Here is a 25,765-nt window from a genome sequence, read left to right as displayed (position 1 = left end):
CCGCGTTTTTTAAGCGGGCATTTCGGTTGTAACCGGGGTGACCACGTAACGGGGAGTATCCGGGAGCCAGTGCCCGGGGAGGTGAGGGTGTCGAGCGTCGTGTTCCTGCCACATGCGCCGTCCAGCGTCTCGGACGTGCGAAAGCGCCTGTGCGCCGACCTGCTCGCGTCCGGTGTGTACGAAGAGGTCGCGGACGACGCGGCCGTCATCATCAGCGAGCTCATCAGTAACGCGCTGCGTCACGCACGCCCTCTGCCGTCCGGGGACATCCGGGTGTCCTGGAGCCATGACGGCGACCTCATCCAACTGGCCGTCAGCGACGGCGGCTCGATGACCGAGCCGCGCCGGACGCGTGCCGCCCTGTCCTCACTCGGTGGCCGTGGGCTCGGCATCGTCGAGACGCTCTCGGAAGGCTGGGGTGTCTCCCATGAGGACGACGGCACCACCGTCTGGGCCAGCCTCCGTGCCACCCAGCCGACCAACGGCCACCACCTGCCCGGGATCCACCCGATGAAGATCGCCTTCGACCATTCCTAAAGACTGAGCATGAGTTGCGCGTGCTCGGCCGGACGCTCCGAACGGTGTTGAGCGTCCTGGTCGCCCGCTTTCGCTCCGTGTCCGGGCGGCACGGATCGTGTCCGTGGTCCCGGGATACAGGGGCGGGGTTCCTCACGCCTCGGGACTGCCGGTGCGGCCTGGGCGGTCCGATGCCCCTGCTCATCGCTCTGGTGAGCAGGGGGCGGTGTCGTCCGTCGCCGGATCGGGTGTCCCAGGGCGCGTCGTCCGATCGCCACCGCCGCCGCATCGTGGCGGGTGGCTTTTCTGTTCTTGCTGGTGAGGGGTTTTTGCCAGTGCTGGGTTCCCCACTTGCTGGTATAGGCGGGGTCCACGGCGACGATGGCGATGCCGAATTCGGCCGCCATCGACACCAGCCGGTTCCGTAGCTTGGCCACGGGCATGCCGGAGATCAGATTCCGAAACCGCTTACGGCGCCCGTGTTTTTCGCGGGTCGTGTCGGCTGTGAAGTCCAGGTCTTCGATCGCGATCGCGAGCCGGTGCCGCCCGGCCCAATGCAGCAGGCGGATGACGGCGTGGCGGACCTGGGCGTCACGATGCCGGGTAGTGCCGGACAGGTTAGCGGCACCCTGACCACAACGTCAACTTACGGTAATCATTCAGATTCGATGTGTTAGTAGGAGTGTTGTCATCGCGTGCGGCCGCCCTTCTGAGTGGTTCGCGCGCGATGACGATGGCCCCTTTCCCAGAGGAATTCGGGAGGAGTGCCGTTCGCCTTACCCTCTCGTTCACCATGTAACTTGACGTTCAAGGCGATTCGCTGGTCGAGAGGGTTGGATGTCGAGAGAACCTAGAGATGATCTTCGGCGGGCCGTCGGCGAGGAGATGCAGGAGATGCAGGCGGCCGTCGAGGCCTACGACGAGGCGGCCGCACGGGTCCTCGGCGTCAACCGGACGGACCTGCGCTGCCTCGAACTCCTCATGCGGCAAGGCGCGCTGACCCCCGGCCGCATCGGACCCGCGCTCGGCCTGACCACCGGCAGCGTCACGGCGATGCTCGACCGGCTGGAGCGCCTCGGCTACGCGACCCGGTCGCCCGACCCCGGCGACCGGCGCAAGGTCCTCGTCACGATCACCGATACCGCCCGCGAGAAGGCATGGCGGCTGTACGGTCCGTTCGCCACTGAGGGCGACGCCCTCATGCGGGAGTACGGCGATGCCGACCTCGAAGTCCTGGCCGGCTTCCTGCGCCGCTCCCGCGAGCTCTACGAACGGCAGCTGAAGCGCACCCTCGAGGAACACGCCGGGAAGTAGCGCCGGGCGCTACTGCGGGTCCGTTACCCCGGGTCCGTTACCCCGGGTCCGTTACGCCGGGTCCGTTACACCGGGTCGCGGAGGATCGGGCAGGACATGCAGCGTGGGCCGCCCCGGCCGCTGCCCAGCTCGCTGCCCTGGATCCGGATGACCTCGATGCCCGCAGCCTCCAGGCGCGCGTTGGTCTCGACGTTGCGCTCGTACGCGACCGCCAGGCGCGGTCCGATCGCGAGGGTGTTGTTGCCGTCGTCCCACTGCTCGCGTTCGGCGGTCACGGGGTCGAGACCGGTGTCGATCACCCGGAGCCGGTCGATGCCCATCGCCTCGGCCGCTGCCTCCAGGAACGGCCGGGCCCGCGAGACGCGCAGGTCGTCGTCGTCCTTGGTCACCGTGTAAGCGACGAGGGAGTAGGCCACGGCCGGGTACATCACGACCTTGTCGACGTCGACCATCGTGCAGATGGTGTCGAGGTGCATCGTCGCGCGTTCCTGCGCGATCGGTACCGCCAGGACCGTGTGCGCGAGATCGGCGTCGAACGCGCGGCGGGCGATCCGCTCCACACCGGCCGGGGTCGTACGCTCGCCGGTGCCGATCGCGAGCACGCCGGGGGCGAGCAGGAGGACGTCGCCGCCCTCGATGTGCTCCAGCCCCGGGGCGTACAGCTGCTTCGTACCCTCGAACCGCGGGTGGTACCGGTAGATCACCCGGGTGAGGGCGGTCTCGCGGCTGCGCGCCCGCATCGCGAGGCTCGTCACCGCGACCTGGTCGCCGACCCACACGCTCGAGTCGCGGGTGAACAGGACGTTCGGCAGCGGGTCGATGACGAAGTCGTGCCGGTCCATGAGCCGGTACACCAGGCCCCGTCCGGTCTTCAGCTCCTCATGGGCGAGCCCGGCCACGAGCACCTGGGTGAGGTCCTCGGTGGTCAGCTCCGCCAGGTGGCTCTCCAGGAGGATGCGGAGCTGGTCGCCGAGTCGCTGGTCGCGGAGGACGTCGGCGATCGCTTCGTCGCGCGCGTGCTGGTACTCCAGCGTCTCCTGGAGCAGCTCGGTGAGGTAGAGGACCTCGACGTCGTGGTCGCGCAGGGCCTGCGCGAAGGCGTCGTGCTCCTGCTGGGCGCGGCCGACCCAGGGGATGCCGTCGAAGAGCAGTTGATCGTTGTTGCGGGGGGTGAGTCGCTTGAGCTCTGGGCCCGGTCGGTGCAGAAGGACCGTGCGGAGGCGACCGACCTCGCTGTCGACGCGATGCGCATGAGTCACATGAGGAGCTTAACCGGATATTCCGCCTCTGACCTTTTCAGATTTGCTTGAACCGGCCAAAGTCTCCACAACGGGACAGTCGTCGCAACTGCGGCGGCTGGGGCGGTGCAGGAGCCGACGCGAGACAGCGAGGCCCAGGGCGATGCCCGGGCCTCGCGTGTCGGCCGTCTACCGGGACGGTCTACCGGGGCGCCTCATTGGTCCATTCGGCCGCTTCGACCCTGTCCGTACCACTCGCGTTGTGATCGGCATCGCCGAAGTCGGAGCTGAGCAGCCGCGAGGTCTTCGGATCGACGACCATTCTCGCCCAGCCATCACGGAAGGAAACCCGCAGGCCCACCCCGCCCTTCACCGGACCGAGGTTCTTGACCTCCGGGAGCTTGGCGAGTGCCCGGAAGGCTGCCGCGCGGACCGCAGGGGGAGCCGGCGTCATCTCGAGGAGACCGGTCACCCCTCCGATGACGACCTCGTCCTCGGACACCTTTCCCTTCCCCGTGCCGACGGCCCGCATCAGATAGCTATGCCGCTTGATGTAGGTCTTCAGGGCGGTCGGGTCGGCCGGCAGCCGCTGGATCTGCTGGAAGCTCAGCCTGTCGCCCCCCACGGAGAAGCCGTCGTTCCACCACCCCTTGTGGGGGCCTCCGTTCTCCTTGACCGGACTGGTCGGCGAGCCGTCCCTGACCCAGGACCGGCCGTCGCGCCGGGTCCACGTCTCGAGCACCGACTCTCCCGTGTCGGGGTGGCTCTTGGAGGTCTTGGTGTAAACCGTCTTGACGTGCCAGTAGGTGCCGGAGCCGGCCGGAGCGCGCTCCGCGGTGGTCGCCGCCGCGAGCAGGATCTGGCGACCGGACAGCGCCACGACCGGATGGGAGGACGCGACACCCTCGTGGTTGGCGGATGGGCTGGACTTCCCGGAGCCTCCGCTGCCGATCACCACCGCGGCGGCGGTCACGCCGGCGACGGCGGTCAGCGCCGCTCCGAGGATGACAGGGCGGCGCTTCGGCGAACGACGGCGCGGGGCCTGCTCGGCCGAGCTGAGGTCCTGGTGGATCTGGCTCATCACGAACTCCTGGATTCGTCGGTGACGGCCGCTCGGCAGGTCCCGTTCCGCCGGTGGCGGCAGCAACCGGGCCAGTTCCTCGCGATCGTCGCGGCCGGGCTGAGTCGGGGTGGTGTTCATCGGGCTTTCTCCTGAGCGGACCGGACCGCGATCTCGCGGTCACCTTCTCCCTGTCCGTGGCCGGTGTGCGGTTCCCGATCTCCGTCGGGCGGCCGAAGCCTTCCGGCGGCGACGAGTTTGTGCAGCTTCTTGCGGGCCCTCGACAGCCGGGAACGTACGGTGCCGACCGGGATGCCGAGCGCCTCGGCCGCCTCGCCGTAGTCGAGGCCGGACCACACGCAGAGCGCCAGCACCTCCCGCTCGGGCTTCCGCAGCGCCGCCAGAGCCGTACGAACGAGGTCGAGACGTTCCCTGTCGTCGATGCGGCTCGTGACCTCTTCGGCGAAGTCCGGAACCGCGTCCTGCCCGGGAAGACGTGCCAGTGCGCCCTCGTACCGCCGGGCAGCGCGGCGTACGTTCCGCGCGACGTTGGTGGCGATGCCGAGGAGCCAGGGGCGCAGTGACCCGCCGTCGGCGTCGACCCGGTCGCGGAACCGCCAGGCGTCGAGGAAGGTCAGCGAGACGACCTCCTCCGCCGTCGACCAGGTCCCCGTCAGGCGGAAGGCGTGGTTGTAGACCGAGCGAACGTGTTCGTCGAACAGCTCTCGGAACGCGTCCGGGTCCCCGGCCCGTACCCGGGCGCGCATATTCATCTCCACGGCACAGGACTGTCCGGCCGGCCCTGCCCGGTTCCCATGACCTGGATCACATGCCGGATCAGGGCAGGAAGACGGCGTACTCCGCGATCTCGGGCAGGAGGTCGGGGTGCAGGTCGGCGGTTGCCGCGAGCTCCTCCGCCGAAGAGAAGCCGCCGACGTGGTCGCGGACGGTCGCGATGTGCTCGGCGAGCTCCGGCGTCACCCCGGAGAACATCGTGAGGACCTGCGCGGGCACGTGGTTGACGTCGACGAGCCCGCCGTCGTCGTACTGGCGGGGCAGGTCGGGACGGCCGATCCGCAGCTCCCGGGCGAGGACGATGTCGGCGGCGGCCTGCTCGCGGGCCTTGTATCGCAGCTCACGCCGGAGGTTGGCGGCCGCGACGGCCTGGGCGTTGAGGTTGGCGGGCGGAGGCCCGACCGGGCCGACCGGGGCCATCGGGGGGCCCGGGGGCCCGATCGGCGGCATCGGACGGCCGTTGAACAGCAGGACGCCGTACGGGTCGACCGCGATGACCAGGCGCTTCTCGGTCCCGGTGATGGCGAGGATCACCCAGACGGGCAGCCACAGGCCGCACAGCAGCAGCGTGATGAGCAGGTGCAGGACGTGGTTCACCTGGCCGCCGCTGACCAGCACCGCCTGGGTGTCGGACTGCGCCTGGACGCGCCAGCCGAACGAGGCCTGCCGCATGACCGCGTTGCCCAGGATCGCGCGAAGCTGCTCAGGCGGTAGGGGTGCCCCTCCCGGCTGCCCCGGGAAGCCCGGCGACTGGCCGGGCGGGAACGGTGGCGGACCGGGCGGGAACGGATTCATGATCTCCCCTGCGTGCGCGGCTCGGGCGGCGGCTGCTCTGGTGGATCCGGCTCCCTCCGCTCGGCTCGGGCTGTGTCAACGAACCGCGCGGCTCTCATGCTCCCAGTACGGCTTGCGAAGCTCGCGCTTGAGCACCTTGCCGGTCGGGTTGCGGGGGATGGCGTCCGGCCACTCGACGGAGGTCGGGCACTTGAAGTGGGCCAGCCTGCTCCGGCAGAAGTCGATCAGCTCGCGCTCGCCGACCTCGCCGTCGCGGACGACGAAGGCCTTCGGCGTCTCACCCCACTTGTCGTCCGGCACGCCGATGACCGCGCAGTCGGCCACAGCGGGGTGGCTCATCAGGACGTTCTCGACCTCGGCGGGGTAGATGTTCTCCCCGCCCGAGATGATCATGTCCTTCACGCGGTCGTGGATGTAGAGGTAGCCGTCCTCGTCGAGGTAGCCGGCGTCGCCGGTGCGCAGCCAGCCGCCGGGGAGCATGACGTCCCTGGTGGCCTCGTCCAGGGACCAGTAGCCCTTCATGTTCTGCGCGGTCCGGCAGACGATCTCGCCGACCCGTCCGGGCGGCAGCGGCTCGCCGGTCGCCGGGTCGACGATCTTCAGCTCGGTGCCGGGGTTGGCGATGCCCGCGCTGCGCAGCCGCGGACTGTCGGGCACGTGGTCGGCCGGGGGCAGGTGGGTGACGGCACCGGTCGTCTCCGTCATGCCGTACACCTGCATGAAGCCGCATGACGGCAGCATCTCCAGCGCGCCGCGCAGCACGTCCTCGCTGATCGGCGAGGCCCCGTAGATGATGAGACGGAGGCTGGACAGGTCCGCCTCCCGGACCTGCGGCAGCTGCTGCATGAACAGCAGGAGCACCGGGACGAGGAACACGTGGGTGACCTCGTGCGCCTCGATGGCACGCGCGATCCCGACCGGATCGGGCTCCCGCACGATCACGGCGGGGATGCCGGCGTAGATCCCGATGACCGCGAGGGCGCACCCGGCGATGTGATAGATCGGCATCGCGACCATCAGCACGCTGTCCGGGCGGATGTCCCAGAGCTCCTCGCTCATCCGCAGCCCGGTCAGGAAGTTCTCGTGGGTCAGCATGACCCCTTTGGGCCGGCCGGTGGTGCCCGAGGAGTACAGCTGGACGAACACCTCGCCGGACTCGTCGCGGGGCCCGGCGTCCCGGTCGGTCCACGCGTCGTAGTCCGTGTAGCCGTGACCGGTCCCGCCGACGACGATCAGGTGCTCGGTGTGGCGCAGGCGGCCGGCGATGGCGTCCAGCACCGGAACGAATTCCGGCCCGACGACGAGCACCGGAGCCCGCGCGTTGTCGACGATGTAGGCGATCTCATCGGCGGACAGCCGGTAATTGATGGGAACCTGCACGGCTCCGGCCCGCGCCGCGCCGAACAGGAGCTCGGCGTAGGCCAGTGAGTTCTTGTCGAGCACGGCGACCCGGTCGCCAGGGCGAACGCCGGACGCCCGGAGGGCCTCCGCGACCTGATCCGCACGCCGATCGAATTCCCGGTACGTGACGCGGGCGCCTTCGTAGCTGAAGGCGGTGTCGTCCGGGCGTTCGCTTGCCCGGTCGCGAAGGATGCCCGTGAGGCTCATGGCCGAATCATCCGTGCCATCCATACAGCGGCACAAGACCCGCTATCTGCTCTTCGCCATTTTGCTGATCACGGTGACGATCACAGCGCCGATGACCGCGAGAACGCCGAGCCAGAGCAAGAACTTCAATGCGGAGATGAGCATTCCGAGGACCGTGAACAACAGCCAGATCGCCAGCAGTATCCCGATGATGGTGAGAATCGCACGCCCCATGAGGTGAGCGTACGCGGTTGGGACGCGGAGACAGTGCATTTCAGGCCGATCCCGGTCATGATCGCCGCCGCGCCGCGCGTCGCCGGCTGTCGGTGCCAGCTGTGGACAACCGGTGGACAACCCGTGGACAAAATCGTGACGTGTGCCGGTGGCTCCGGAAGTCATGACCTTTAACAGCTGGTCAGAGCCTGTTTTCAAAGACTGTGAGTGCTGTGGATGCCGGAACCCACAGCCTGTGGATAACTCGTACCGAAGGGCCGCCTCCTGTCCGGAGGTGGCGGCCCGACGCGTTCAGCGAGCCCGTGCGCCGGGGATCGCGGGCCCGGCGGGTGCCCGCGGATCGGTCATCCGCAGGACTTGCCCCACGCCTTCACGAGCGCGGCCGGCACCTTGCCGCAGGGGGAGCCTCCGGTGTCGCCCTCGTAACTCCAGTCGGTTCCGTTCGGGCTCTTCCAGACGAACGGGCCGTCCTGCTTGGTCGCCGGGTCGTTCTTGAGTGAGATCTCGCCGATGGCGTAATACGCGCCGCCGGCCTTTCCGTAGTGCGTTTCCGACGGGCCGACGACGTCGGACGTTTTCTCCTTCGGATGTTTCTTCATCGCATTCATCAGGTAGGCGTCGACCAGAGCCGAGCGGACCGACGACGTCATCGGAAGCGCGGTCGCTCCCTTGCCGGACGCCTGGCCCTTTCCGGTTCCGCCGGACTTCCCGGTGGATTTCCCGCTCGATTTCGAAGATGTTCCGGCTCCGGCGGAACTGGAAGCTCCCGGCGCGCTCGCGCTCGGCTGTGCGTCGGAGGAATCCTTCTTGGAACCGCATCCGGTGATGACCAGTGCGGACAGGCCGATGGCGGCGGTAAGCCCCATCGCCTTGGGCATCGTTTTCGTCATGCATCGGTAGATGCTTCAAGATCACGATTGGTTGGGGGCGAATAATAACGAAATGATCGCGGCCGGGGGAGCGCGTCAGGCCCCCGGCGGCCGGTCGACCATGTCCCGGACCGCGCGGAACGTCGGGCAGGGCCAGCGCCACATGCAGGCGCGACACCGGCGAAGCGGGTTGGCGACGTCGCTGGTGATGCCTCCGGAGTCCTGCGGCCGGTGCAGGTCGATGATGCGCAGGGTCATCTCGCAGAAGGCGATGACGTCGTCGCGAGCGGAGGCGAGGAAAACAATGTCCTCCCGGGCCAGCCGGGCCTTGACCGGAACGTACCCCTCGCGGTTCACCAGGCGCGATACATATTGCGTGATTGACCGCCATGAACTGGATTTTTCGGAACGATCGCGAATGGTCTCCAGCCGCTCGCGGACCCGGCGGCGCCCCGGGTCGCCGGGTCTCTCGCTCGTCATCTTCCCAGCTTCTCGCACCGGCGACGCGCCGGTGGGTGGATTCACGCACTTCGACGCCGAGAATTGAGAAGATCTCCCCGACGCAGCTTTGGCACCTGAATTGCCGGATATTTCGCTCGTAAGCCGCAGAAGTCGCCGGCTCGTCGGCAAAGCGCATCCCACCGACTGGCAACGGCCGTTCCCTAATCTCGTTCGGCTCTGGTTCGCCCGCTCCGAGAGCGCTAGTGTGCGGCTCGTGGAGCTAAAGGTCTCGACCGCGTCTCAGGGGGGTCACGCCGTCGTATCCGTCTACGGCGAGGTCGATCTCTATACGGCGCCAAGGTTGCAAGCCGAGCTGGCCTCGCTCGTTCGCGACGGAGCCGGCCGGGTCGTGGTGGACCTGAGCGGGGTCGAGTTCTGCGACTCGACGGGGATGAACGTCCTGCTCTCGGCCATGAAACGACTCCGTGAGCACGGGGGCTCGCTCGAGCTCGCGTCACCGCGTCCGGCCGTACGCCGGATCCTTCAGGTCACGGGCCTCGACACGGTGTTCTCCGTGCACGATGCCCTACCGGCCCTCGAAGGCACCTGACCGCCACTACCATCGCCTTCATGCAGGCGGACACGGCCGTCATCATCGCGGCCAAGGACGAGCAGGACCGGATCGCCTCGACGGTTGAGGCGGCGGCGTCGCTGCCCGGCGTCGACCTCGTGGTCGTGGTCGACGACGGGTCCACCGACGCCACCGGACGGCTGGCCGAGGGCGCGGGCGCGAAGGTCGTACGGCACTCGCGCAACCGCGGCAAGGGCGCCGCGATGGAGACGGGCGCCGCCGCGGTGCGCCTGCTCGACGGCGACGTCCCCCGGCACCTGCTGTTCCTCGACGCCGACCTGGGCGACACGGCGCGGCAGGCCGGGCCGCTGGTCGAGCCGGTCCGCGCCGGGTCCGCCGCCATGACCATCGCGGTCTTCAGCGATCGGGTGAAACTCGGCGGCCACGGCTTCGTCGTCCGGCTGTCCCGCGACGGCATCAAGCGCCTCACCGGCTGGAGCGCCACGCAGCCGCTGAACGGCCAGCGCTGTCTCACACGCCAGGCGTTCGAGGCGGCCCTGCCCCTCGCCCCCGGATTCGGGGTCGAGACCGGCCTCACGATCGACCTCCTGGGCAAGGGGTTCAAGGTGACCGAGGTCGAGGTCCCCCTCGCGCACCGCGCCACCGGCACCGACTGGCGAGCCCAGCTGCACCGGGCCCGGCAGTTCCGGGACGTCGGGCGCGCGCTCGCGGCACGGGAGCCCGCCGTGACCCGGCAGCTCGCCCGGCTGCGTCGTGCCACGCGCTGACCGATCGGGCCACGTCATGTCACGCGCTGACCGAGCAGGCTACGCCGGCCTGGCCGCCGCCGCGCTCGGCCTGGCCTGCTTCCTGACCGTGGCGCTGCTCGGCCCCTCGGTGATGGAGCCGGCCCTGCCCGGAGGTTCCGGACAGCCGCCCTACTCCCTAGGCGTCCGCCCCTCCCCGCACCTCGTCATCGTGCTGACCGCGATCGGCGCCGGGCTCTCCGCGCTGGGCGTCGGCCTGTGCCTGTACGCCTCCCGGCGCGGTTGGTGGATCTCGCCGCGGATCCTCTTGATCGCCGGGGGCGTCGCGGCGGTCGCGTTCATGTTCATGCCGCCCATCGGCTCGGCGGACCATCTCAACTACGCCGCGTACGGCCGCATGGCGGTCACCGGAAACGACCCGTACGCCACCACGGCGCGCGGCCTGCCGGCCGACCCGGTGATCGGCGCCGTGCAGGACTGGCGGGACGCGCCCACCCTGTACGGGCCGATCGCCACCGCGCAGCAGACGTTCGCGTCGTTGATCGGCGGGCGTTCGGTCCGGCTCACCGTCTTCGTGATGTCGGTGACGGAGGTCGTGGCCTTCCTGACCGTCGGCCTGCTGCTCGCCCACGCCACGCGTGGCGACCGGGAGCGGCGGCTGCGCGCCGCACTGCTGTGGTCGGCCAATCCGCTCATGCTGTACGCGCTGGTCGCCGGGGCGCACAACGACGTTCTCGCGCTGGCGTTCGCGGTCGCCGGGCTGGTCGTGTTCGCGCTGCCCGATCCACCGTGGTCGCATCAGACGGACGCCCGGTCCCTCGGCCGGTGCGTCGCGGCCGGCATCCTCATCGGCGCGGGTGCCGCCGTGAAGATCAATGTGGCGATCGTCGCCGGGGGACCGGCCTGGATCCTGCTCCGCGACTGGTGGGAGGCCCGCCGGGCGACCGGAGCCGGGCGGGCACCGGCCCGGAGCGGTGCCGGAGCGGCGGCCGTACGGCTGGTGGCGCTCCCCCTCACGGCGGCCGTGGTCACCGGCCTGGCGTACCTCATGGCCGGACCGCACTCGTTCGACCAGCTCGGCCGTGCGTCCCGGGCGGTGGCGCTGGCCACGCCCTGGCACCTGTTCGCCGGGTCGGGGGGCGGGCTCCTGCTGACACTGCCCCGCTCGACGGTCCAGCGCGGCGCGGTCGTCCTGACCGTCGTGCTGGCGGTCCTGCTGCTGCGCGCCGCGCCCCGGCCGGGCGTCCGCGACGTCGGCGGGGTGACGGACACGACCGGGGAGGACGCGCTCCGGGTCAGCGCCGCGCTGGCGATCGCCTGGCTGTTCGCCGCCCCGTACGCCCTGCCCTGGTACGACGGCCTCGGCTGGGCGATGCTCGCGCTGGTGTCCACCCCCGTGGCCGCGCCCGACGGCCGGCCTGTCTCCACCCCCGTGGCTGCGCCCCACCGCCCCCTGGCCTGGTCGCGGATCGACGGGCTGCTCCTGGCCCGGACGACCGTGCTGGTCCTCGCCTACCTGCCGGCCCGGGATCCGCGGCTCGCCGGGCTCCCGCACGCCCTCGACTGGCTGGTCACCGGCGTGCGCTCGCGCGTCACGCCTGCCGTGCTGACGGCTCTTCTGATGGCTCTGGTCGTGGTGGCCGTTCGGGCTCGCCGAGCTCCAGCGCCCGTACGCTCGCCGCGAGCGCCAGCGGGACCGCGACCGTGAACGCCATGGCCGGGATCGCCGCCCCGGAGTCGTTCACGAGCATGCCGACCACGGCGGTGACCAGTACGGCGAAGAACGTGGCCCGCAGCGCGGGAGCGCGCTCGTAGGCCATCTGCAGCGCGGCGGCGCGCCAGGCCAGCGGCCGCAGCAGCGCGAAGAACAAGAACCCGATGCCGGCCACAATGATCACCGTCAGCTGCCAGTGGCTGAGCGTGCCGATCATGCCGCGGAACTTCCGGAACAGCAGCGTGCCCGCGTCGCCGCTCACCAGGTTGTTCCAGAACTCACCGATGTGGGTGGGGTTCGCCCGGAGCGAGTCGAGGAAGGAGACGCCCAGGACGAGGACGGCCCCGGCCGCCAGCACCGCGATCACCCTCGTGGGCCGGATCCGGCGGCCGGTCAGCATGAACGCGAACGCCGCGAAACCGGGGATCGTCGCGATGATGCCGCCGAAGTCCGCGCCCCACATCGGCGCGCCGTCGACGACCAGCGCCGCCAGCCCCGCGGCGACGACCAGGGCGACGGGCAGGAGGCGGCGGTCGCCGCGGCCGGCGATCAGCCGCCCTGCCAGCGCCCCGGTCGCGATGATCACTCCGGTGATCCACAGGGCCCAGGTCGTGTTGCCGAAGCCGTAGAACCGGCCGGCGACGACCGGGGTGTAGCCGAGCACGCTGCAGTTCTGCAGGTGGTTTCCGGTCACCACGTCGAGGGTCAGGAACAGCGCCGTCGCGCCGGCCACGACCGTGCCCGGGCCGGTCACGGACCGGCGCCACGGCCCGGCGAGCGCGACGGCCGTGATCACGGCGACGCCGAGAAGGATGAGCAGGGTCAGCGTCAGCCCCGGCTGCCCGCTCCTCCACCACGGGTAGACGTTCGCCAGGAACGACGCCACCGGCAGCGCCCCGGCGGCCAGTGCCAGCGCCTTCGTCGACGCCAGCAGTCCGTGTCCCTTACGGCGCAGCGCGACGGTCGCGAAGGCGTACAGCCCGATCTGCACCGCGATGAGGACGAGGTAGAAGGGGAAGACGAACCGGTCGTACACCCGCGCGTGGGTGTCCCGGTCCGTCAGCGCGCGGACGACGCGGCCCACGGACGCCGACTTGCGCCCGCCGAGTCGCCACGGCGAGCCGATCGCGTCCGTCGACTGCTTGGCGCCGATGGTGTGCAGGACCGTGGACGTCACGTCGGTGAGCGTGACCAGGCCGCTCGTTCGCGTGGAGTTCGCCGTGAGGTAGCGCGGGCCGTACCCGGGGCCGGTGGCCATGGCGACGTGCAGGCGGCCGGTGCTGGTGTTGTCGGACAGCCCGGCCAGCAGCACGGTCGTGCCGGCGGGCGTAGCCCGAAGAATCTTGCCGACCTGGGCGTCGGCGGCCGAGACCGCCGTCGCGCGTCCCTTCTCGGTGACGTGGACCTGGTGGCCGTTCACGTCCACGCCGGCGTTGATGTAGGCGCGGACGACGTCGTCGACGTCGACCACCGTGAGCGCGCAGCGCGACCAGGCGTCCGCCGGCGTCTTGTCCACCGAGGGGGTGTACCCGTCCACCCGGCCCGTGCCGTCCGCCGCGCCGACCGCCGCGCCCGGACCGATCGCCATCGTGCAGCCCCCGGCGCGGTGTACCGCGTCGCCCAGCAGGCCCAGCTTCGAGCCGTACTTGTTGTGCGCGTTGTCCTGGCGCAACCCGGCGAAGCCCGGCACCGCCGTCCCGCTCGGCGCGGGCGGCAGACCACAGCCGCCGTGGCGCAGCTGCGACCGCTGGCCCGCCGACACGGTCAGCCAGCCGTCGATCGGGCAGGTGTGCCCGGCCACGGTCTTGACCGACAGCGAGCCGACGGCGGCCTGGCCGGTGAGGTTCCAGAGGTTGGGCGCGCCGGTCCGTCGGATGTCGCCCCAGCGCAGGCCCGGCACACCGATCAGCAGCACCCGGCCCTGGATCTTGGCGGGCGGTGCGGCCGTCTCCGTGACCGACGCTGCGGCCGCGGTCTCCGGCAGCAGGCCCAGCAACGCGGCCGCGAACCCCACCAGCACGGCGATCGCCGCGCTCCTGCGGTGACGTTCCGCCATCCGTGGCCGTGCCACGATCACCTCCGGTATCTGGGGGACCTCCCCAGGCTGGGGACCTCCCCAGGCTAGTGCCGCGTCCGAGTTGCTCGCGGATGTACGCGAATTTGCGGATCTTGCTGGCCGGTTGCGGGCAGTGAGAGTCGGACGTCGCGGGCTCTCCGCGCGGTTCCCCGTATTACCGGCGTCCGGCGGAGTGGCCGTGCCGGTGCCGGACTTGGGACAGGATGGACCCATGGCTGAGCGAAGGACGAAACGCGAGATCGCGATGGTCGTCGCGGGTATCGCGATCGTCGCGGCCGCGGTGGGGCCGCTCGCCCTGCACTGGCTGACCAACCCGCCCGACCAGCGCATGGTCGACCTGGACGTCTACCGGTCCGGCGGGCAGGCGGTGCTGCGCGGCGCCCCGGTCTACGACTTCCTGACCCAGCCGCCGCAGCTACTCCCGTTCACCTACCCGCCCTTCGCCGTGTTGGTGGCGGTGCCGCTCGCCCTCCTGCCGTGGGCCGTCGTCCAGTGGCTGTGGGTCGGGCTCGTCCTGCTAGCCGTGACCATCACCGTGCGGTACGCCTTCCGCGCCCTGCTCGACAGGGTCGGCCTGTGGGCTCCGGTGCTCACGGGCGTCCTCGTCGCACTGTGCGCCTACCCCATGCCGCTGCGAGACCAGATCCGCTTCGGGCAGGTCGACGTCTTCCTCGTGGCGATGTGCGTGGCCGACTGCGCCGCGCCGCGGTCTCGCTGGCCACGGGGCCTGCTCATCGGGCTCGCCACGGCGGTCAAGCTCATCCCGGGCGTCTTCATCATCTACTTCCTGATCACCGGCCGCCGCCGGGAGGCGGGCACGGCGATCGCCGGCGCGGTCGCCGCGACGCTCGGCACGTTCCTCCTCCTGCCGGTGGACTCGGCCGACTACTGGTTCGGCGCCCTCTTCGACAGCGAACGCCTCGGATCCAACACCGCGACCACGAACCAGTCGATCCGCGGCATGCTGCTGCGGCTCTACCTGCCCGGCCCGGTCACGGCCCTCATCTGGCTCGCGTTCGTGGGGGTGATCGCGTACTTCGGCTTCCGCGCCGCGCGCCGTACCACGCTGGCGGGCGACGAGATCGGGGGTGTCGCGATCACTGGGCTGATCGCGGTGGCCGTCTCGCCGGTCTCCTGGATTCATCATCTCGCCTGGCTGGTCGTCATCTTCGGGGCCATCGTGGGCGCCGGCCGCGACCCGCGAAGGCTCGCGCTGGCGGCCGGGGTCTGGCTGTTCTACGTGCTCACGATCCCGTGGTGGGGGATCACTATGCTCGCTCACCACCTCGCACCGCGGCCGATTGGGCGAATGGTTCAAGATGCGTACGGTCTCGGGGCCCTGGGACTCCTTCTCCTCTTCTGCCGCCGGCGGCCCGCGCGGAAGGTACCGGTAAGAGAATCTCCGCGTGATCGCGTGGATACGTCGCGTGAGAACTCCCCGGTGGGTACGCTCGGACCGTGATCCTTATCACGATCGCCCTGGCCGCTGTCGGCATCGGCGGGCTCGGCCTCTATGCCGGGCTCAGCGCCCGGCGCCGCGCCGCGAAGGCCGTCGAGGAGTGCACCGAGATGATGCGCCGCCGCCTGCAGGTCAGCGCCGGTGCCACCGACGACCGCGCCATCCGCGACGTCGCCATCGTCCACTATGACGCGCTCCGCGAGGAGTCCGGCGGCCTGTCGTTCTCGCTCGCCCTGCTCAACTCCGCCGGCGACGGAGTCGTGCTCACCTCCATCAACGGGCGCACCGAGACCCGCACCTATGCCAAGATCGTCCAGAGTGGCCGCAGCCTCCAGTTGCTCTCTCCAGAAGAGGACCAGGTCGTACGCGCGGCCAGGCTCGGTCAGGGGCCGCAGATCCGGCTCGACGACGGGCGCGACATCGGCGTGAACAGCCGATCCTCCACGTCCACCTGACCCGAACCCGCGGTCACTTCCAGCGGCCGACCGGCCGTAACCTGGGATGACGCCGGACCGAAGCAGCAGCGGCATGAGGGGACTCCGTGACCGACGACAGCCCGCGAGACGGGGCGGCACCGGCCGACCGCCCGGAGCGGTTCGCCTATTTCGGCCCCGAGGGCACCTTCACCGAGGCCGCCCTTCTCACCCTTCCCGCGGCGCGGGCGGGCACCCGCGAGCCGTTCTCGACCGTTCCGATGGCGCTCGACGCGGTCCGCCGCGGCGACGCGGACGCCGCGATGGTCCCTCTGGAGAACTCCGTCGAGGGCCCGGTGACCACGACCGTCGACGAACTCGCCGACGGCGACGTGCTCCTCATCACCGACGAGGTGCTCATCCCCGTCGAGTTCTCGCTGCTGGTCCGCCCCGGCACGGCGATGGAGGACATCAAGAGCATCTGCACCCACCCGCACGCGCACGCGCAGTGCCGGCGGTGGCTCGCCCGTACGCTCCCGCACGCCCAGGTGACGACCGGCACGTCCACGGCCGGCGCCGCCATGGCGGTCGCCGACGCCACCTCGGGCTTCGACGCCGCGATCGCCGCCCCCATCGCCGGCGAGCGGTACGGCCTGACGGCCGCCGCGGGCAACATCGCCGACCGCCCCGGCGCCGTGACCCGGTTCGTCCTCGTACGGCCGCCCGGCCCGCCCGTCCAGCCCACGGGCTTCGACCGCACGTCGCTGATGGCCTACCTCACCGACGACCACGCGGGCGCGCTGCTGGAGTTCCTGACGGAGTTCGCGGTCCGCGGCGTCAACCTGACCCTGATCCAGTCCCGGCCGACCGGCGACGGTTTCGGCCGCTACCGCTTCTGGATCGACTGCGAGGGCCACGTCGCGGACGCCCGGGTGGGCGAGGCGCTGATGGGCCTGCGCCGCATCTGCCCCGGCATCCGCTTCCTCGGCAGCTACCCGCGAGCCGACCAGGGCCGCACCGAGATCCGCCGCGGCACCCACGACGACGACTTCGCCGAGGCGTCCGCCTGGCTGCACGCCATCCGCTCCGGCCACGACCTGTGACGAACGGGCGGTGACCCCGGGGTCCCCAGTGGAGTCACCGCCCGTTCGATCCGGCTCCTGGCCTCCCGGCGCTCGGGCGACGTGGTCGCCGACACCACCACTGGCAGAAAGCGCCATCGCCCGCAACGCGGCGCGCCAGGTGCCGTCCGGGGCGGTCTGCAGGTCCTGCTCGTGACGGACGGCGGCGACCCCCAGTACGCCACCGCCGTCCGATCCGGCCCGTCGCCGTCGAACGGCAGGAAGGTGCCGGACTGTGCGGCGAGCGGCGCCGATCACGCCTTCGTGATCATTCCTGGTCGGTGAGTGAGCGGCAATGCGTTTCAACCAGGGCTGAAAACATGCCCCTATCAGGGGCGAGGCGGGCTCGCATCGCCGAGATCCACACTCGAAGGGGCGGAGAGCCGGGCCAGTACGGTGTCGTGCAGGTGACCGTTCGTGACGACGGCGCAGTTCCGGTCGACGCGCGGCTCGCCCGCCAGGTCACTGAACCGGCCGCCCGCCTCCTCGACGATCACCTGGATGGGTGCGTTGTCCCAGATCTTGCCCCGGGGGTTCAGGCTGACGTCGCAGCGGCCCTCGGCGACGAGCATCTGACCCCAGAAGCAGGCCGACGCGAACTCATACCGTGTCGCCTCCGACAGCCCGACGATGCCGCGCACCAGGCCGCGCCGCTCCCAGTGGTCCAGAGCGGCGTACGAGAGGTGCGCGTCCGCCAGATCGTCGACCGCCGACACGCCCATCCGCCGCGCCGTACGGCCGTCACCCGAACCGTCCGGCCACGGTGGGCCGCTGGTGTAGGCGCCGTGGCCGCGGGACGCCCACCAGCGGCGGCCCATCGCGGGGGACGACACCACGCCAACGGTGATCCGGCCCTGTTCCTCCAACGCGATCAGGGTCGCGAACACCTCGATCCCCCGCGTGTAGTTGTCCGTGTGGTCGACCGGATCGAGGATCCACCGGCGCCCCTCGCCCGGCGTCTCCTCGAACTCCTCGCCGACGACGCCTTCGCCCGGCCGGTGCTCGGCGATCAGCGACCGCAGCGCCCGTTCGGTCGCGAGGTCCGCCTCCGTCACCGCCGACCGATCCGGCTTGGTCCGTACATCGAGGTCGGCGCTCCGGAACCGGCTCATCGTGATCGCATCCGCCCGGTCCGCCAGGAACAGCGCGAAGGAGAGGTCGTCCATGCCCGTGACTCTCCCATCCGCGTCGCACCTGCCGGTGAACGGACGGCGCATCGCCGTCGACATCGCCTCACCGCCCGCGCCGTTCTCGCGCGTGGCCGCCTTCGGCATCGGCGCCTGGATGATCGGTTATTGGGTCGGTCAGGGGTGGGCCGGGCGGTAGCCTCGTGTCTGTGATTGACCTGCGAGCCCTTCGAAACGATCCCGACCGGCTGCGCGCGAGCCAGCGCGCCCGGGGCGAGGACGAGGCCGTCGTCGACCGGCTGCTCGACCTGGACGAGCGGCGCCGCTCCGCGCTGAGCGGCTTCGAGTCCCTACGGGCGGAGCAGAAGAGTTTCGGCAAGTCGGTGTCGAAGGCGCAGGGCGAGGAGCGCCAGAAGCTGCTCGACCGGGCCAAGGAGCTCGCCCAGCAGGTCAAGGAGGCCGACGCCGAGGCGCAGCGGCTCGAGCAGGAGCTGCAGGAGCTCCTGCGCACCGTGCCGAACATCGTGGAGGAGGGCGCGCCCGCCGGCGGCGAGGAGGACTACGTCGTCCTGGAGACGGTCGGCACCCCGCCCGCGTTCGACTTCGAGCCGAAGGATCACCTGGAGCTGGGCGAGCGGCTCGGCGCGATCGACATGGAGCGCGGCGCGAAGGTCTCGGGCGCCCGGTTCTACTTCCTGACGGGCGTGGGCGCGCAGCTGCAGATGGCGCTGCTCAACCTCGCGATGGAGCAGGCGATCGAGGCCGGGTTCGTGCCGATGATCCCGCCGGTCCTGGTCAAGCCGGAGTCGATGGAGGGCACCGGGTTCCTCGGCGCGCACGCGTCGGAGATCTACCACCTGCCCGAGGACGATCTGTACCTCGTGGGCACCTCCGAGGTGCCGCTGGCCGCCTACCACCGCGACGAGATCCTCGCCGGCGACCTGCCCCGGCGCTACGTCGGCTGGTCGTCCTGCTTCCGGCGGGAGGCCGGGTCGTACGGCAAGGACACCCGCGGCATCATCCGGGTGCACCAGTTCGACAAGGTGGAGATGTTCTCCTACTGCGATCCGGAGGATTCGCATGAGGAGCACCTGCGCCTGCTGGACTGGGAGAAGCAGATGCTCGCCAAGGTCGAGCTGCCCTACCGGGTGATCGACGTGGCAGCGGGCGACCTGGGCGCGAGCGCGGCCCGCAAGTACGACTGCGAGGCCTGGGTGCCGACGCAGAGCCGCTACCGCGAGCTGACCTCGACCTCCAACTGCACGGAGTTCCAGGCGCGCCGGCTGTCCGTACGCTTCCGCGACGGCGACGGCCGGACCCGTCCGGTGGCGACGCTGAACGGCACGCTGGCCACGACCCGGTGGATCGTCGCGATCCTGGAGAACCACCAGCAGGCCGACGGTTCGGTACGTGTTCCGCAGGCGTTGCGGAAGTACCTCGGGCGTGAGGTGCTCGAGCCCGTGGCGCGATGACGCCTCCGCGGGCGGTCGCCACGGACCTGGACGGCACCGTCGTCCGCAGCGACTACACGGTGTCCGAGCGGACCGTGGCGGCGTTCGCCCGGGTGGAGCGGGCGGGCGCGATGCTCGTGCTCGTCACGGGTCGCCCGCCGCGCTGGATGGGGTCCGTCGCCGACGCGGTCGCGCACCGGGGGCTGGCGATCTGCGCGAACGGCGCGATCGTCTACGACATGCACACCGAGCAGGTCGTGGACACGCACCTGATCCCGGTGGACGCGCTCCGCACTACCGTCGGGGTGCTCGGCGAGGCGCTGCCGGGGGTCGGCTTCGCGGTCGAGCACGGTGACGGGCTGATCTACGCGGACGGGTTCGAGCTGTCGTTCTGGGACTCGCGGACGCCCCGGGTCCCCACGCCGATCGAGGAGCTGGTGTCCCGGCCGGCCGCCAAGCTCCTGGCCCGCCACCCCGAACTGCAGGCCGACGCGCTGCTGGCGGAGGTGAGGGCGCTGGTGGGCGAGGTCGTCCTGCCCACCCACTCCAACGGCGACCGGTTGATCGAGATCAGCGCGCTGGGGGTGTCCAAGGCCAGCACGCTCGCCGAGCTGTGCGCCCGGCACGGCATCGACGCCGCCGACGTGGTGGCGTTCGGCGACATGCCGAACGATCTGCCGATGCTGGCCTGGGCGGGCCGGTCGTACGCCGTGGCCAACGCCCACCCCGATGTGCTGGCCGCCGTCCACCACAAGGCCGCGGCCAACGACGAGGACGGCGTGGCCCGCGCGATCGAGGAGCTGTTCCCCGAGTGAGGGACGCGGCCGGCGCGCGACGACGTCGCCGGCCGCGGTCCAGGTACGAGACGGCCCTGGCTCCGCGCCTGAGGCCAGGGCCGGTTCGCTCAGGGGCGCTCGATCCCCACGAGGCGTACGGTGTCGTGCTCGGGCTCGAGGCCGTACGACGTGCACCGGTTGCGGGCGTCGTAGCCGGTCACGGTGACGTTCCAGCCTGGCAGCCGTAGTGCGGTGAGCCGCTCGCGAACGTACCGCTCCGCGTCCGGCTGCGACACGCAACGGGCGAGGCGCTCGTGCAGGTCGGTGTCGAGCCGCCGTACGGCCTCGAACCTCGCGCGTTCGGCCGGCGACGCCGTACGCGTCGGGGCGAGGCCCATCCTCTCGCACGTGCCCGCGGCGCCGGGGAAGACACCGACCGGTCCGGTCTTGAGGAGGCAGCTCACCAGCGGCGGCGCGGCGTGGACACCCTTCTTCACGTGGCCCTTGCGCCACTCTTTCGCGCACGCGTCGACGGGTGTCCTGCCGCCGACCCGCAGGATGGTGATGTCGCTCGTGTTCAGGTCGGCGCGGTCGTGGCATTCGACGTTCGTCGTGTCCGCCGCGCCGCCACCGTCCCAGAACTGCGTCGTCGCTGTGGCGATCCCGCCTCCGGCGATCACCGCACCCACGGTGATCCCGGTGATCCAGCGGGCCTTGCGGGAGAGGCGGCGGCGCCGCTCTTTCGGTGTGATCTCGGCCATGAGGTGCTCCCTGCGCTGAGCGTGCCGGGCCGGCGGCAGGTCACGCTCAGGAGGCACGCGCTCCCAGTCGTTCATGACGTTCCCTTCCTGGTCCGGGACGCAGTGGATGTGTCACCCCGTCTGTGGCCGTCGGACGCCGAGGGTTCCCGGGCTTCCATGGCCCGGAGCCGGGCCCGGGCACGGGAGAGCCGCGAGCGCACCGTCCCCACCGGGACGTCGAGGGTGGTCGCGGCGTCCTCGTACGACAGGCCGTCCCACAGGCACAGCTCGATCACGTCCCGGTCGGCGGTGGGCAGGCGCCGCAGCAGCTCGGTGACGCGTCGCATGGCGCGCTCGTCGTCGATGCGGTCGCCGACGTCGTCGGCGGGGTCGGGCTCGGGCAGAGCGGGCGGGACGCGGGCGAGCGCCGCCTGGTGTCGGCGCACCGAGCGGCGAGCGTTGCGCAGCACGTTGTTCGCGACGCCGAGGAACCAGGGCAGCGCCGTTTCCCGGGCGATGCGCACGTCGTCGCGGCGGCGCCAAGACTCGAGGAACACGACCGAGGTCAGGTCCTCGGCCATCGACCAGTCGCTCGTCCGGCGGAAGCAGTGGTTGTAGACGGCGCGCGCGTGCCGGTCGAAGAGCGTCCCGAACGCCTCGGGCTCGCTGTCGACCGCCCGCGCCCACAGCTCCGCGTCCGTGGGCAGATGATCAGTCACACCGGGTCCGTGTCCGCTCCGCGGCGCGGGTTCCCAGGACCGGATCGCTTGATAGGAGACGGCGCGGGTCCGGCGTCGTGCCGGACCCGCGCCGCGAGGTCCTGATCGGGTAGGGCCGGGGGCCTACAGGTAGGGGCCGGACGAGCGGCCGTGGCCCTCCTCGTCCTGCTGCGGGATGACGCCCGGAGGAAGGGCGCGCCGCATCTGCTCCAGCTGGGCGCGGGCGGCCATCTGCTGGGCGAACAGCGTGGTCTGGATGCCGTGGAAGAGCCCTTCGAGCCAGCCGACGAGCTGCGCCTGGGCGACGCGGAGCTCCGCCTCGCTGGGCGTGGTGCCGGTGTTCGTGAACGGCAGGGAGATGCGCTCCAGCTCCGCGATCAGCTCGGGCGCGAGGCCGTCCTCGAGCTCCTTGATCGAACGCTGGTGGATCTCGGCCAGGCGCGCCCGGCTGGCCTCGTCGAGGGGCGCCGCGCGCACCTCCTCGAGGAGCTGCCGGATCATGCTGCCGATACGCATGACCTTGGCGGGCTGCTCGACCATCTCGGTGATCGGCCGCTCCTCCGAGTCGTCCGTGCTCTCCCCGGCCATCATGGGCAAGCCGTTCGGGCCGACGACGACGACCTGCGGGTCTTCGCTGTTCAGTGGATTATTCATAGATTTCCCAGTCTCACACCGTTAGAACGATCTTGCCGACGTGCGTGCTGCCCTCCATCGTGCGGTGCGCCGCGGAGGCCTCCGCCATGGGAAGCGTACGGTCCAGGATGGGGTGGACGGCACCGGACTCGACCTGCGGCCATACGTGCTCGCGGACTGCGGCGACGATGTCGGCCTTCTCTTCCAACGGCCGGGCTCGTAGTGAGGTTGCGTGGACCGATGCCCGTTTCGTCAGGAGCTTGCCCAGATCGAGCTCTCCCACCCCGCCGCCCTGCAGCCCGATGACGACGAGCCGGCCGCCGGTGCCCAGGGCGTCGATGTTGCGGGGGAGGTACTTGGCGCCCATGTTGTCGAGGATCACATCGACCGGGCGGGCCGCCTCGACGAAGTCCTCCGTCCGGTAGTTGATGGCGACGTCCGCGCCCAACTCCCGGCACCGCTCCAGCTTCTCCTCGCTGCCGGCCGTGCACAGCACGCGCGCCCCGCGTGCCTTGGCGAGCTGGATCGCCATCGTCCCGATCCCGCCCGCGCCGCCGTGCACGAGGAACGACTCGCCCGGACGGAGCCGGGCGAGCATGAACACGTTGGCCCACACCGTGCAGGCGACCTCGGGGAGCGCGGCCGCCTCTACCAGGCTCACCCCGCGCGGGACCGGCAGCAACTGGCCCGCGGGCACCGCGACCCGCGTGGCGTATCCGCCTCCGCTGAGGAGTGCGCAGGCCTCGTCGCCGACCTTCCACCCGGTGACGCCGTCACCGACCGCCGCGACGCGCCCGGAGGCTTCGAGGCCCGGATACTCGGGCGCCCCTTCCGGAGGTGGATAAAATCCGAGCCGCTGCATGATATCGGCGCGGTTGACTCCGGCCGCAACGACGTCGAGCAGCACCTCGTCATGGCCGATGACGGGGTCGGCAACCTCACTCCACCGCAATACGTCGGGGTCGCCCGGTTTTTCGATGACGATGGCATGCATGGGCTTCACGGTAGCCGGGGATGCTCAAGCGACACGGTATTGGTCAAGGCCTGGGGTGGCTTAGGCTGCGGATGAACATATCGTGTTGATTCATCCACTGCGCGTCCGCGAGGGGGACCTGGTGGCCAAGAATGATCAGGATAAAACGGGCCGTTCTCTTGACGAACAGCTCGCGTCTCTTGATGCCATGAACAGCGAGCCCGGCGAGCCGAGAGAAGACGCGGCCGACGAGGCCGCACCGCCGCCCAATCCGTGGACGAGTACCCCTCCCGCGCCGACGTTTCCCGCGGTGCCGCCCGATGCGTCCGGGCCCGGCGAGGGACAGCCGCCGTACGACTTCGGGGCGCCCGGGTATCCTCCACCGCCGGAGTTCGGGGCGCCGCCGCAGTTCCCCGGCGCACCGGCCCGGGAGTACGGCCCGGCCTTCGGGTCCTTTCCTGCGCAGGGCTTCGGCCCTCAAGAGCCCCAGAACGCCGAGGCGGCGGAGCAGCGGGTCGACGCGCAGGGACCGCGGGACGGCCGTGAGGAGCCCGCGCAGCCGTACGACGCGGAGCCGGTCGATCCCGCCGCGCCGTACGACGTGCAGCAGCCGCCCCAACCGGCTCCGCCGCAGGACGAGCCGCGCGGCGACACGGACGTGGCCGACGCCGAGCAGACCCAGCTCGTCCAGCAGCAGCCGCCGGCCGCCGAGGCCACCCACATGGACGGCTTCGATATCTACGGGGACGGCGGCTACCCCGGTTACCCGCAGTACTCCGCTCCGCCGTTCAGCTCGCCGCCCTATGCCCCGCCTCCGCCCGGCTACCCGGCGCCCCAGACCGATCCGGGGCAGCCCTATCCCGGCATGGCCCCGGACTACGGGGCGCAGTACCCCGGACCTCCCGACTACGGTCGGCAGCCCGAGCCGCAGCAGTTCCCGCAGCACCATCCGCAGCAGCAGGATCCGCGCTACGCCGGCCGGCCGCCGATGGAGCAGCAGGGGCCGCCCTACTCCGCACCGCCGTTCTCCCAGCAGCCCGAGGCCGCGCCGTACGGCCGGCAGCCCGAGGCGCAGCACTACCCGCAGCAGCAGGAGCACTTCCCGCCTCAGCAGGAGCCGCCGGCGTACGCCCCGCAGCCCGAGGACGGCCCGCCGTTCGCGCCGCTGCCCGAGGCGTACGCCCAGCAGCAGGGCGGCGGGCAGACCTCCGACAGCCTCAGCGCCGACATGCTGTTGCGCGGCCGGCGGCAGGCGCCCGCCCACGGCTGGCGCCGCGCCCTCTACAAGGCGACCGGAGGTACGATCCACCCCGGCGAGTCCCCGACCGAGCTGCGCCGCCGCGAGCTACTGGCCCGCGCCCGCACCCCGGTGGCCGGCGGCCACCACCGCGTCGCGGTGATGAGCCTCAAGGGCGGCGTCGGCAAGACCACCACGACGGTCGGGCTGGGCGCGACGCTGGCGTCCATGCGCGGCGACCGGGTGATCGCGGTCGACGCCAACCCCGACCGGGGCACGCTGTCGGACAAGGTACGGCTGGAGACGGCGACGACCGTCCGCGACCTGCTGAACGAGCACCAGCAGATCCAGCGGTACGCCGACGTGCGGGCCTACACGTCGCAGGCGTCCTCCCGGCTCGAGGTGCTCGCCTCCGACCGGGATCCGGCGGTCTCCGAGGCGTTCAGCGAGGATGACTACCGCACGGTCGCCCACGTCCTGGAGCACTTCTACTCGATCTGCATCACCGACTGCGGCACCGGCCTGCTGCACTCGGCGATGGCGGGCGTGCTCGGCCTGGCCAACCAGCTCGTGCTGGTCAGCTCGCCGTCGGTGGACGGCGCCCGGTCGGCATCGGCCACGCTCGACTGGCTGGAGGCGCACCACTACGGCGAGCTGGTCCGCAACGGGGTCGTCGTGCTGTCGATGGTGCGGACCCGTAGCAGGAGCACGGTCGACCTCGACCGGCTGCAGGCCCACTTCGAGAGCCGTTGCCGCGCGGTCGTCCGCATCCCGTACGACCCGCACCTGGAGGAGGGCGCAGAGGTCGAGCTGGAGCAGCTGTCCGCCGCGACCCAGGACGCCTACCTCATGCTGGCGGCGATGGTCGCCGACGGTTTCGCCTGGCCGCGCTGAGTCCGTAGAACGCGAACGGCCGTCGCCCGTCATGGGCGGCGGCCGTTTCAGCTGGCGGAGGCTGCGCGGCGGGATTCGAACCTGGATGCTGCGAACCAACCGATTTTGGCGGAGGCTGCGCGGCGGGATTCGAACCTGGATGCTGCGGACCAACCGATTTTGGCGGAGGCTGCGCGGCGGGATTCGAACCTGGATGCTGCGGACCAACCGATTTTGGCGGAGGCTGCGCGGCGGGATTCGAACC

The 25,765-nt window shown here is 70.9% G+C and carries 28 protein-coding genes; 13 read left to right on the top strand and 15 right to left on the bottom strand.

What is annotated here, in order from left to right; all coding sequences use genetic code 11:
• Nucleotides 1-69: 69 nt before the first annotated feature.
• Nucleotides 70-537 carry an ATP-binding protein gene (locus AB0I04_RS10595; protein WP_360881905.1) on the top strand — a complete coding sequence of 156 codons (468 nt, stop codon included), beginning with the start codon at nucleotides 70-72 and terminating at the stop codon, nucleotides 535-537.
• On the opposite strand, the gene AB0I04_RS10590 is transcribed toward AB0I04_RS10595, so the two are convergent.
• Nucleotides 534-1,040, bottom strand: a complete 507-nt coding sequence (locus AB0I04_RS10590; RefSeq protein ID WP_360882399.1) for a hypothetical protein — start codon at nucleotides 1,038-1,040, stop codon at nucleotides 534-536. The two genes, AB0I04_RS10595 and AB0I04_RS10590, sit on opposite strands and share 4 nt — an antisense overlap.
• A gap of 361 nt (nucleotides 1,041-1,401) precedes the next feature.
• Here AB0I04_RS10590 and AB0I04_RS10585 point away from each other — a divergent pair, with 361 nt between their 5' ends.
• Nucleotides 1,402-1,830 carry a MarR family transcriptional regulator gene (locus AB0I04_RS10585; protein ID WP_360881903.1) on the top strand — a complete coding sequence of 143 codons (429 nt, stop codon included), beginning with the start codon at nucleotides 1,402-1,404 and terminating at the stop codon, nucleotides 1,828-1,830.
• A gap of 65 nt (nucleotides 1,831-1,895) precedes the next feature.
• Here AB0I04_RS10585 and AB0I04_RS10580 read toward each other — a convergent pair whose 3' ends face one another.
• The 7 genes from AB0I04_RS10580 to AB0I04_RS10550 all read right to left on the bottom strand — a co-directional run bounded on the left by AB0I04_RS10580 (nucleotide 1,896) and on the right by AB0I04_RS10550 (nucleotide 8,189).
• Nucleotides 1,896-3,089: an arginine deiminase gene (locus AB0I04_RS10580; protein ID WP_360881901.1), complete on the bottom strand. Its 1,194-nt coding sequence runs from the start codon at nucleotides 3,087-3,089 to the stop codon at nucleotides 1,896-1,898.
• A 181-nt stretch (nucleotides 3,090-3,270) separates the two neighbouring features.
• Nucleotides 3,271-4,269, bottom strand: coding sequence for a CU044_5270 family protein (locus tag AB0I04_RS10575; RefSeq protein ID WP_360881899.1), 999 nt, complete (start codon nucleotides 4,267-4,269; stop codon nucleotides 3,271-3,273).
• Nucleotides 4,266-4,895, bottom strand: a complete 630-nt coding sequence (locus AB0I04_RS10570; protein ID WP_360881897.1) for an RNA polymerase sigma factor — start codon at nucleotides 4,893-4,895, stop codon at nucleotides 4,266-4,268. The genes AB0I04_RS10575 and AB0I04_RS10570 overlap by 4 nt, the downstream gene beginning before the upstream one ends.
• 70 nt (nucleotides 4,896-4,965) lie before the next feature.
• Entirely contained in the window at nucleotides 4,966-5,718 is a 753-nt protein-coding gene (locus AB0I04_RS10565) for a helix-hairpin-helix domain-containing protein (protein ID WP_360881895.1), read from the bottom strand.
• Between the two features lie 75 nt (nucleotides 5,719-5,793).
• Complete coding sequence (locus AB0I04_RS10560) at nucleotides 5,794-7,326, bottom strand: long-chain-fatty-acid--CoA ligase (protein ID WP_360881893.1); 1,533 nt, start codon at nucleotides 7,324-7,326, stop codon at nucleotides 5,794-5,796.
• 42 nt (nucleotides 7,327-7,368) lie between these two features.
• Nucleotides 7,369-7,539 (bottom strand): hypothetical protein, encoded by a 171-nt coding sequence (locus AB0I04_RS10555; protein ID WP_360881891.1) that lies wholly within the window; start codon nucleotides 7,537-7,539, stop codon nucleotides 7,369-7,371.
• Between the two features lie 344 nt (nucleotides 7,540-7,883).
• A complete protein-coding gene (locus tag AB0I04_RS10550) occupies nucleotides 7,884-8,189 on the bottom strand; it encodes a hypothetical protein (protein ID WP_360881889.1) in 306 nt (101 codons plus the stop codon).
• Between the two features lie 19 nt (nucleotides 8,190-8,208).
• On the opposite strand from AB0I04_RS10550, the gene AB0I04_RS10545 reads away from it, so the two are divergent.
• Nucleotides 8,209-8,439, top strand: a complete 231-nt coding sequence (locus AB0I04_RS10545; RefSeq protein WP_360881887.1) for a hypothetical protein — start codon at nucleotides 8,209-8,211, stop codon at nucleotides 8,437-8,439.
• A 65-nt stretch (nucleotides 8,440-8,504) separates the two neighbouring features.
• Here AB0I04_RS10545 and AB0I04_RS10540 read toward each other — a convergent pair whose 3' ends face one another.
• Nucleotides 8,505-8,765, bottom strand: a complete 261-nt coding sequence (locus tag AB0I04_RS10540; RefSeq protein WP_360881885.1) for a hypothetical protein — start codon at nucleotides 8,763-8,765, stop codon at nucleotides 8,505-8,507.
• A gap of 358 nt (nucleotides 8,766-9,123) precedes the next feature.
• Between AB0I04_RS10540 and AB0I04_RS10535 the strand changes: the two genes are divergently transcribed.
• From AB0I04_RS10535 to AB0I04_RS10525, 3 genes are read left to right on the top strand one after another with little or no spacing between them, the layout of a single operon-like run.
• Complete coding sequence (locus AB0I04_RS10535; RefSeq protein ID WP_360881883.1) at nucleotides 9,124-9,459, top strand: STAS domain-containing protein; 336 nt, start codon at nucleotides 9,124-9,126, stop codon at nucleotides 9,457-9,459.
• A 20-nt stretch (nucleotides 9,460-9,479) separates the two neighbouring features.
• Nucleotides 9,480-10,208, top strand: a complete 729-nt coding sequence (locus AB0I04_RS10530; protein WP_360881881.1) for a glycosyltransferase — start codon at nucleotides 9,480-9,482, stop codon at nucleotides 10,206-10,208.
• Between the two features lie 16 nt (nucleotides 10,209-10,224).
• Nucleotides 10,225-11,895 carry a hypothetical protein gene (locus AB0I04_RS10525; RefSeq protein WP_360881879.1) on the top strand — a complete coding sequence of 557 codons (1,671 nt, stop codon included), beginning with the start codon at nucleotides 10,225-10,227 and terminating at the stop codon, nucleotides 11,893-11,895.
• Here AB0I04_RS10525 and AB0I04_RS10520 read toward each other — a convergent pair.
• Entirely contained in the window at nucleotides 11,780-13,972 is a 2,193-nt protein-coding gene (locus AB0I04_RS10520) for a hypothetical protein (protein WP_360881877.1), read from the bottom strand. The genes AB0I04_RS10525 and AB0I04_RS10520 overlap by 116 nt on opposite strands.
• 217 nt (nucleotides 13,973-14,189) lie before the next feature.
• On the opposite strand from AB0I04_RS10520, the gene AB0I04_RS10515 reads away from it, so the two are divergent.
• From AB0I04_RS10515 to pheA, 3 genes are all read left to right on the top strand, one after another.
• Complete coding sequence (locus tag AB0I04_RS10515; protein WP_360881875.1) at nucleotides 14,190-15,440, top strand: glycosyltransferase 87 family protein; 1,251 nt, start codon at nucleotides 14,190-14,192, stop codon at nucleotides 15,438-15,440.
• A complete protein-coding gene (locus AB0I04_RS10510; protein ID WP_360881873.1) occupies nucleotides 15,437-15,892 on the top strand; it encodes a DUF4446 family protein in 456 nt (151 codons plus the stop codon). Before AB0I04_RS10515 ends, AB0I04_RS10510 begins: the two co-directional genes overlap by 4 nt.
• 86 nt (nucleotides 15,893-15,978) lie before the next feature.
• A complete protein-coding gene (pheA, locus tag AB0I04_RS10505) occupies nucleotides 15,979-16,953 on the top strand; it encodes a prephenate dehydratase (protein WP_360881871.1) in 975 nt (324 codons plus the stop codon).
• A gap of 347 nt (nucleotides 16,954-17,300) precedes the next feature.
• Here pheA and AB0I04_RS10500 read toward each other — a convergent pair whose 3' ends face one another.
• Entirely contained in the window at nucleotides 17,301-18,137 is an 837-nt protein-coding gene (locus AB0I04_RS10500; protein WP_360881869.1) for an inositol monophosphatase family protein, read from the bottom strand.
• On the opposite strand from AB0I04_RS10500, the gene AB0I04_RS10495 reads away from it, so the two are divergent.
• Genes AB0I04_RS10495 through AB0I04_RS10485 form a run of 3 tightly spaced genes read left to right on the top strand, consistent with a single transcriptional unit; the run spans nucleotide 18,136 to nucleotide 20,364 of the window.
• Nucleotides 18,136-18,297: a hypothetical protein gene (locus tag AB0I04_RS10495; protein WP_360881867.1), complete on the top strand. Its 162-nt coding sequence runs from the start codon at nucleotides 18,136-18,138 to the stop codon at nucleotides 18,295-18,297. The genes AB0I04_RS10500 and AB0I04_RS10495 overlap by 2 nt on opposite strands.
• A 10-nt stretch (nucleotides 18,298-18,307) precedes the next feature.
• Nucleotides 18,308-19,570, top strand: a complete 1,263-nt coding sequence (serS, locus tag AB0I04_RS10490) for a serine--tRNA ligase (RefSeq protein ID WP_360881865.1) — start codon at nucleotides 18,308-18,310, stop codon at nucleotides 19,568-19,570.
• Nucleotides 19,567-20,364, top strand: coding sequence for an HAD family hydrolase (locus AB0I04_RS10485; protein ID WP_360881863.1), 798 nt, complete (start codon nucleotides 19,567-19,569; stop codon nucleotides 20,362-20,364). The genes serS and AB0I04_RS10485 overlap by 4 nt, the downstream gene beginning before the upstream one ends.
• An 89-nt stretch (nucleotides 20,365-20,453) precedes the next feature.
• Here the strand turns inward: AB0I04_RS10485 and AB0I04_RS10480 are convergent, their stop codons facing one another.
• The 4 genes from AB0I04_RS10480 to AB0I04_RS10465 all read right to left on the bottom strand — a co-directional run bounded on the left by AB0I04_RS10480 (nucleotide 20,454) and on the right by AB0I04_RS10465 (nucleotide 23,411).
• Entirely contained in the window at nucleotides 20,454-21,161 is a 708-nt protein-coding gene (locus AB0I04_RS10480) for a hypothetical protein (protein WP_360881861.1), read from the bottom strand.
• Nucleotides 21,158-21,784 carry an RNA polymerase sigma factor gene (locus tag AB0I04_RS10475; protein WP_360881859.1) on the bottom strand — a complete coding sequence of 209 codons (627 nt, stop codon included), beginning with the start codon at nucleotides 21,782-21,784 and terminating at the stop codon, nucleotides 21,158-21,160. Before AB0I04_RS10475 ends, AB0I04_RS10480 begins: the two co-directional genes overlap by 4 nt.
• Before the next feature lie 123 nt (nucleotides 21,785-21,907).
• Complete coding sequence (locus AB0I04_RS10470; protein WP_360881857.1) at nucleotides 21,908-22,438, bottom strand: bacterial proteasome activator family protein; 531 nt, start codon at nucleotides 22,436-22,438, stop codon at nucleotides 21,908-21,910.
• A 13-nt stretch (nucleotides 22,439-22,451) separates the two neighbouring features.
• A complete protein-coding gene (locus tag AB0I04_RS10465; protein WP_360881855.1) occupies nucleotides 22,452-23,411 on the bottom strand; it encodes an NAD(P)H-quinone oxidoreductase in 960 nt (319 codons plus the stop codon).
• Nucleotides 23,412-23,598: 187 nt separating this feature from the next.
• Here AB0I04_RS10465 and AB0I04_RS10460 point away from each other — a divergent pair, with 187 nt between their 5' ends.
• Nucleotides 23,599-25,521 (top strand): AAA family ATPase, encoded by a 1,923-nt coding sequence (locus AB0I04_RS10460; protein ID WP_360881853.1) that lies wholly within the window; start codon nucleotides 23,599-23,601, stop codon nucleotides 25,519-25,521.
• Nucleotides 25,522-25,765 lie beyond the last annotated feature (244 nt).

Origin of the sequence: Actinoallomurus sp. NPDC050550, from assembly GCF_040655075.1 — a bacterium.
Taxonomy (GTDB): Bacteria; Actinomycetota; Actinomycetes; order Streptosporangiales; family Streptosporangiaceae; genus Actinoallomurus.
This window is presented reverse-complemented; position numbering and strand designations above follow the sequence as displayed.

Bases quoted from the DNA above. Each gene is read 5' to 3' on its own strand.
- AB0I04_RS10585 (WP_360881903.1), top strand. From the start codon at position 1,402: ATGCAGGAGATGCAGGCGGCCGTCGAGGCCTACGACGAGGCGGCCGCA.
- AB0I04_RS10575 (WP_360881899.1), bottom strand. From the start codon at position 4,269: ATGAACACCACCCCGACTCAGCCCGGCCGCGACGATCGCGAGGAACTG.
- AB0I04_RS10570 (WP_360881897.1), bottom strand. From the start codon at position 4,895: ATGCGCGCCCGGGTACGGGCCGGGGACCCGGACGCGTTCCGAGAGCTG.
- AB0I04_RS10565 (WP_360881895.1), bottom strand. From the start codon at position 5,718: ATGAATCCGTTCCCGCCCGGTCCGCCACCGTTCCCGCCCGGCCAGTCG.
- AB0I04_RS10560 (WP_360881893.1), bottom strand. From the start codon at position 7,326: ATGAGCCTCACGGGCATCCTTCGCGACCGGGCAAGCGAACGCCCGGAC.
- AB0I04_RS10555 (WP_360881891.1), bottom strand. From the start codon at position 7,539: ATGGGGCGTGCGATTCTCACCATCATCGGGATACTGCTGGCGATCTGG.
- AB0I04_RS10550 (WP_360881889.1), bottom strand. From the start codon at position 8,189: ATGACGTCGTCGGTCCGCTCGGCTCTGGTCGACGCCTACCTGATGAAT.
- AB0I04_RS10530 (WP_360881881.1), top strand. From the start codon at position 9,480: ATGCAGGCGGACACGGCCGTCATCATCGCGGCCAAGGACGAGCAGGAC.
- AB0I04_RS10525 (WP_360881879.1), top strand. From the start codon at position 10,225: ATGTCACGCGCTGACCGAGCAGGCTACGCCGGCCTGGCCGCCGCCGCG.
- AB0I04_RS10515 (WP_360881875.1), top strand. From the start codon at position 14,190: ATGGCTGAGCGAAGGACGAAACGCGAGATCGCGATGGTCGTCGCGGGT.
- AB0I04_RS10495 (WP_360881867.1), top strand. From the start codon at position 18,136: ATGCCCGTGACTCTCCCATCCGCGTCGCACCTGCCGGTGAACGGACGG.
- AB0I04_RS10500 (WP_360881869.1), bottom strand. From the start codon at position 18,137: ATGGACGACCTCTCCTTCGCGCTGTTCCTGGCGGACCGGGCGGATGCG.
- AB0I04_RS10485 (WP_360881863.1), top strand. From the start codon at position 19,567: ATGACGCCTCCGCGGGCGGTCGCCACGGACCTGGACGGCACCGTCGTC.
- AB0I04_RS10480 (WP_360881861.1), bottom strand. From the start codon at position 21,161: ATGAACGACTGGGAGCGCGTGCCTCCTGAGCGTGACCTGCCGCCGGCC.
- AB0I04_RS10470 (WP_360881857.1), bottom strand. From the start codon at position 22,438: ATGAATAATCCACTGAACAGCGAAGACCCGCAGGTCGTCGTCGTCGGC.
- AB0I04_RS10465 (WP_360881855.1), bottom strand. From the start codon at position 23,411: ATGCATGCCATCGTCATCGAAAAACCGGGCGACCCCGACGTATTGCGG.
- AB0I04_RS10460 (WP_360881853.1), top strand. From the start codon at position 23,599: ATGAACAGCGAGCCCGGCGAGCCGAGAGAAGACGCGGCCGACGAGGCC.